This is a genomic window from Mycobacterium sp. TH-M15 (assembly GCF_057473705.1).
In genome coordinates this window covers 1-5,381 of sequence record NZ_JBYCLB010000320.1, presented here as the reverse complement: position 1 = coordinate 5,381, position 5,381 = coordinate 1, and the positions used below count along the sequence as shown (strand labels likewise).

General features: G+C 68.1%; 7 protein-coding genes. 2 read left to right on the top strand and 5 right to left on the bottom strand.

Features of this window, described 5'->3' with window-relative positions:
* The 5 genes from AC2VNT_RS07695 to AC2VNT_RS07675 all read right to left on the bottom strand — a co-directional run.
* Window positions 1-436: MlaD family protein (locus AC2VNT_RS07695; RefSeq protein WP_486946289.1), on the bottom strand; the 436-nt coding region annotated here is incomplete at its 3' end.
* 16 nt (window positions 437-452) lie between these two features.
* Window positions 453-1,295, bottom strand: a complete 843-nt coding sequence (locus tag AC2VNT_RS07690) for an MlaE family ABC transporter permease (protein WP_486946288.1) — start codon at window positions 1,293-1,295, stop codon at window positions 453-455.
* 60 nt (window positions 1,296-1,355) lie between these two features.
* Window positions 1,356-2,120: an MlaE family ABC transporter permease gene (locus AC2VNT_RS07685; protein ID WP_486946287.1), complete on the bottom strand. Its 765-nt coding sequence runs from the start codon at window positions 2,118-2,120 to the stop codon at window positions 1,356-1,358.
* A 257-nt stretch (window positions 2,121-2,377) separates the two neighbouring features.
* Entirely contained in the window at window positions 2,378-3,286 is a 909-nt protein-coding gene (locus AC2VNT_RS07680) for a 3-oxoacyl-ACP reductase (protein WP_486946286.1), read from the bottom strand.
* 77 nt (window positions 3,287-3,363) lie between these two features.
* Entirely contained in the window at window positions 3,364-3,558 is a 195-nt protein-coding gene (locus AC2VNT_RS07675; RefSeq protein WP_486946285.1) for a ferredoxin, read from the bottom strand.
* A 150-nt stretch (window positions 3,559-3,708) separates the two neighbouring features.
* Between AC2VNT_RS07675 and AC2VNT_RS07670 the strand changes: the two genes are divergently transcribed.
* Both AC2VNT_RS07670 and AC2VNT_RS07665 read left to right on the top strand, forming a co-directional pair.
* Complete coding sequence (locus AC2VNT_RS07670) at window positions 3,709-4,887, top strand: acyl-CoA dehydrogenase family protein (RefSeq protein ID WP_486946284.1); 1,179 nt, start codon at window positions 3,709-3,711, stop codon at window positions 4,885-4,887.
* A gap of 20 nt (window positions 4,888-4,907) precedes the next feature.
* Window positions 4,908-5,381 (top strand): acyl-CoA dehydrogenase family protein (locus tag AC2VNT_RS07665; protein ID WP_486946283.1); only part of this gene is annotated, 474 nt, incomplete at its 3' end.

The window sequence follows — 5,381 nt, the reverse complement described above, 5'->3', positions numbered from 1 at the left end:
CGGTCAGTGACTGGAAAAGGGTGTTCACCTCCAGCTGCACCGCGCTGGCCTGGATGTTGTCGCCGCGCCTCAGCGGTTTCGGCGACGGCGTGCGCGGGGGCACGAACTCCACCGCCTTCGCCCCGAAGATGGTGTTGCTGGCGATGTGCACTTTCGCGTTCGACGGGATGTAGCGCAGCTCGGCGCTGTCCATCACCAGGGTCAACTTGGCCTGATCGCCCTGGTAGGCGATCGACGCCACCTTGCCGACCTGCACGCCGCGGTACTTGACCTTGGCGTCGCGTTCCATCACCAGCCCGGCCCGTTCCGAGGTCACCGTGATGGTGTCGGTCGAGCTGAACGCCGAGATGTAGGCGAGGTAGGTGAAGACCGACGCCGCGAGCAGCACCGAGCCCAGGATCGCCGCGGCAATCCTGGCCTGAGTTCGCCTGCGCACCTGTGTATCCCCTCGGTCAGCCGGAAAGGTTGAAGTTACCTGATCCGCCGTAGACGGCCAGCGAAATGAACAAGGTGATGACAACCACCACCACCAGTGACGTGCGCACCGCCTGCCCCACGGCGATGCCCACCCCGACCGGGCCGCCGGACGCGTTGAAGCCGTAGTAGGTGTGCACCAGCATCACCGCGATCGACATCAGGATTGCCTGCAGGAAGGACCACAGCAGGTCGGTCGGGATGAGGAAGCTGTCGAAGTAGTGGTCGTAGAGCCCCGAGGACTGCGCGTTGATGAACACGGTGGTGGACCGGGCGGCGAAGAAGGCGGCCAGCACCGACAGCGAATACAGCGGAATGATCGCGATCAGGCCGGCGACCAGCCGGGTGGAGACCAGGTAGGACACCGCATGCACCGCCATCGACTCGACCGCGTCGATCTCCTCGGCGACCCGCATGGCGCCGAGCTGGGCGGTGGTGCCGGCGCCGATGGTGGCGGCCAGCGCGACCCCGGCCACCACCGGCGCGATGATCCGCACGTTCAGGAACGCCGACAGGAAGCCGGTCAGCGCCTCGATGCCGATGTTGCTCAGCGAGGAGAAGCCCTGCACCGCAACCACGCCGCCGGAGGCCAGCGTCAGGAAGGTGGCCACCCCGACGGTGCCGCCGATGATCGCCAGCGCGCCGGTGCCCATGGTGATCTCGGCGATCAGCCGGATCGTCTCCCTGCGGTACTTGGTCAGCGCGTTGGGGACATAGCGGATCGACTCGCCGTAGAACAGCGCCTGCGCGCCGAAGCCGTCGACCGCGCGCGGGAACCCGCGGAAGATCCGCTTGAAGCGCAGCGTGGCGTCGTAGCTCATTGCTCGACTCCCGCTCGCCCGTACCGCGCTCGCGGTCGTCTTCGGAAGCTCATCGCCGCCTCACTTGACCAACACCCGCACGCCGATCGCGGTCATCACCACGTTGATGACGAACAGGCCGATGAAGGCGTAGACCACGGTCTCGTTGACCGCGTTGCCCACCCCTTGCGGCCCCCCTTTGGCGGTGAGCCCGCGGTAGCAGCCGATCAGGCCGGCGACCGTGCCGAACAGCAGCGCCTTGATCTCGGAGATCATCAGCTCGCCGAGCCCGGTGAGCACCGTCAGCCCGTTGATGAACGCACCCGGGTTGACGCCCTGCAGGAAGACCGAGAACCCGTAGCCGCCGGCCAAGCCGATCGCACAGACCAGCCCGTTCAGCATCAGGGCGACGAACGTCGACGCCAGCGCGCGGGGCACCACCAGCCGCTGGACCGGGTCGATGCCGAGCACCCGCATCGCGTCGATCTCCTCGCGGATGGTCCGGGCACCCAGGTCGGCGCAGATGGCGGTGGCGCCGGCGCCGGCCACCACCAGCACCGTGACCACCGGCCCCAGCTGGGTGATGGTGCCGAATGCGGTGCCGGCCCCGGACAGGTCGGCGGCGCCGATCTCGCGCAGCAGGATGTTCAGCGTGAACGCCACCAGCACCGTGAACGGGATGGCGACCAGCAGCGTCGGCAGCAGCGAAACCCGGGCGATCATCCAGGTCTGTTCGAGGAACTCTTGGAGCTGGAACGGACGCCGGAAAATCCCCCGGAACGTCGCGATCGACATCTCGAAGAAGCCGCCCACGGCCCGAGCAGGAACCGCGAGCCGAGGAAACAACGTCGATCCCCCTCTCGGCAGGGCATGCTGAGCGATAGCCGCCGCGAAAACTGTAATGGTGGTCACCGGAATCGGCGAACGCGATTCGACGATCGCACGGCCGCCCGTGTGAGCCGCATCATGCTAACTAGAACACGTTCACGGTGTCAAAGGTGGGGAAACAACGAGTTCAGCCAGTTATTTGTCCTGGTCGCAAGCAATTACGCAACACAGGTCATGTAACGAGTTTCAGTGGGTGCCGACCCGGCCCTGGGGCACTACTCCATCAGCTGTGTCGCCGAGAAACCCCGGGTCGCATCGCGGTCGGCGAAGTAGCGCTGCAGCGTGCCGCCGAGCTCCCCCGGGCTCCAGGCCGGGCCGTCCGCGGTGAACCGATGCTCCACGCTGGGCGCCGACACCAGCGTCACCCCCGGCCCGTAGACGATGAAGACCTGGCCGTTGACCGCCGCCGACGCCGGCGAGGCGAGGAACCGGACCAGGGTCACCACGTGCTCCGGCGAGAGCGGGTCCACGTCGCCGTCTTGCGGTGCGTCCCCGAAGACGTCGGCGGTCATCGCGGTGCGGGCCCGCGGGCAGATGGCGTTGGCGCAGACCCCGTAGCGGCTCAGCGCCCGGGCCGCGGTCAGCGTCAACGCGGTGATCCCGGCCTTGGCGGCGCCGTAGTTGGCCTGCCCTACCGGCCCGACCAGCCCGGCCTCCGAGGAGGTGTTGACCAACCTGCCGTACACGGTCCCCTGCTTGGACTCCTTGGCTTTGGCACGCCAGTAGGCCGCGGCGTTTCGGGTGAGCAGGAAGTGACCGCGCAGGTGCACGGCGATCACCGCGTCCCAGTCCTCGTCGGACATGTTGAACAACATCTTGTCGCGGGTGATCCCGGCGTTGTTGACCACGATGCCCAGCCCGCCCAGTTCGTCGGCGCGGGCCAGCAGCCCGTCGGCGGTGCTGCGCTGGCTGATGTCGCCCGCCACCGCCACACCTTTGGAGCCGGCGGCGGCGATCTCGTCGATGACGTCCGACGCCTGCAGCGCGGCCGCGATGTCGTTGACGACCACGGTGGCGCCGGCCCGGGCCAACCCGATCGCTTCGGCGCGTCCCAGCCCGGCGGCCGCGCCGGTCACCACGGCGACCTTTCCGGACAGATCGGTCGCGTTGTCGTTCGCAGTCATCTCAGGTATGCCCGTCTCTCCTCATCGCCGGCGCGCTACATCGGCCCCGGCGTTACGAATACCTCTAGTTCGGTGATCTAGTCGTCCACCCGGCGCAGCGCGGCTCGCGGGCATTCCGCGATCGCCTGCATGGCGTGGTCTTCCTTGTCCGCCGGGATCGGGGCGACCTTGACGTGGCACTGCTCGTCGTCGTTGAGCTCGAACACATCGGGGTCGATGCCAACGCAGATGGCGTTGCCCTCGCACCGGTCCAGGTCGACTTCAACTCGCATCAGCTTCTCCTCGAAAACCAGGGACGGGCCGGTCCATCGGCCACTACTGCCACCATACGACCCCGCACTGCCCGGTTTCGACGCCGAGGGCCGCTGGACCCTAAGATTAGAACGTGTTACAACAACGTGTCGAGGAGGTAGGGACCACCGATGCGGATCAGCTACACCCCTGACCAGGAAGAGCTGCGTGACGAGCTGCGCTCGTACTTCACCGGCCTGATGACTCCGGAGCGTCGCGAGGCGCTGAGCTCGACCCAGGGCGAGTACGGCGTCGGCAACGTCTACCGGGAGACCGTCGCGCAGCTGGGTGCCGACGGTTGGCTGGCCCTGGGCTGGCCGAAAAGGTATGGCGGGCAGGCGCGCTCGGCGATGGACCAGCTGATCTTCACCGACGAGGCCGCGATCGCCGGCGCTCCGGTGCCGTTTCTGACCATCAACAGCGTTGCGCCGACGATCATGGCGTTCGGCACCGACGAGCAGAAGACGTTCTTCCTGCCCAAGATCGCGGCCGGCGAACTGCATTTCGCGATCGGCTACTCCGAGCCGGGCGCCGGCACCGACCTGGCCGCGCTGCGCACCACCGCGGTGCGGGACGCCGACGAGTACGTGATCAACGGCCAGAAGATGTGGACGTCACTGATCGCCTACGCCGACTACATCTGGCTGGCCGTGCGCACGAACCAAGAAGCACCGCGGCATCGCGGAATTTCTATGCTAATTGTCCCGACATGCGCCGACGGCTTCTCCTGGACGCCGGTGCACACCATGGCCGGCCCGGACACCAGCGCCACCTATTATCAAGACGTCCGGGTGCCGGTGACCAACCTGGTCGGCGAGGAGAACGCCGGCTGGAAGCTGGTGACCAACCAGCTCAACCACGAACGGGTGGCGCTGGTCTCGGCGCAGCCGATCTTCCTCGCGCTCGACCAGGTGCGGGAGTGGGCGCAGAACACCAAAGGGGTGGGCGGCGCGCGCATCATCGACTCGGAATGGGTGCAGCTCAACCTGGCCCGGGTGCACGCCAAGGCCGAGGTGCTCAAGCTGTACAACTGGGAGCTTGCCTCGACGGCGCACACCACCCCGTCCCCCGCCGATGCCTCGGCGGCCAAGGTGTTCGGCACCGAGCTGGCCACCGAGGCCTACCGGCTGCTGATGGAGGTGCTGGGCACCGCAGCGACCGTCCGGCAGGACTCGCCGGGTGCGCTGCTGCGCGGCCGGGTGGAACGGATGCACCGGGCGGCGCTGATCCTGACCTTCGGCGGCGGCACCAACGAGGTGCAGCGCGACATCATCGGCATGACCGCCCTGGGCCTGCCCCGAAACCGCTGACCCCGGCTAAGGAAACTTCGATGGACTTTTCGACGACCGAAGCGGCGCGCGAGCTCGGTGATCTCACCGGCACCATCGCGGACCGCATCTGCACCCCGGAACACCACCGCCGGCTCGACGAGCTGGAGCCGGGCCGGCGCCTCGACCGCGACCTGTGGCAGGCGCTCGGCGAGGCCGACATCCTCTCCACGGCCGCGCCGGAGTCGCTGGGCGGCGGCGGTTTCGACGTCCTGGAGCAGACCGCGATCCTGACCGCGCTCGGCCGTCAGCTGGCCGCGGTGCCCTACCTGGAGTCGGTGGTGCTGGGCGCCGGTGCGCTGGCCCGATTCGGCTCCGACGGCCTGCGGCACCAGTGGGGTTCGCCGGCGGTGGCCGGCGAGAAGATCCTCACCGTCGCGCTGGACGGGGAGATGGGTGAGGGACCGGTCCGGGCCGTCGCCGACGACGCCGGCCACCGGCTGACCGGAAGCCGCACCCAGGTCGCCTTCGGCCCG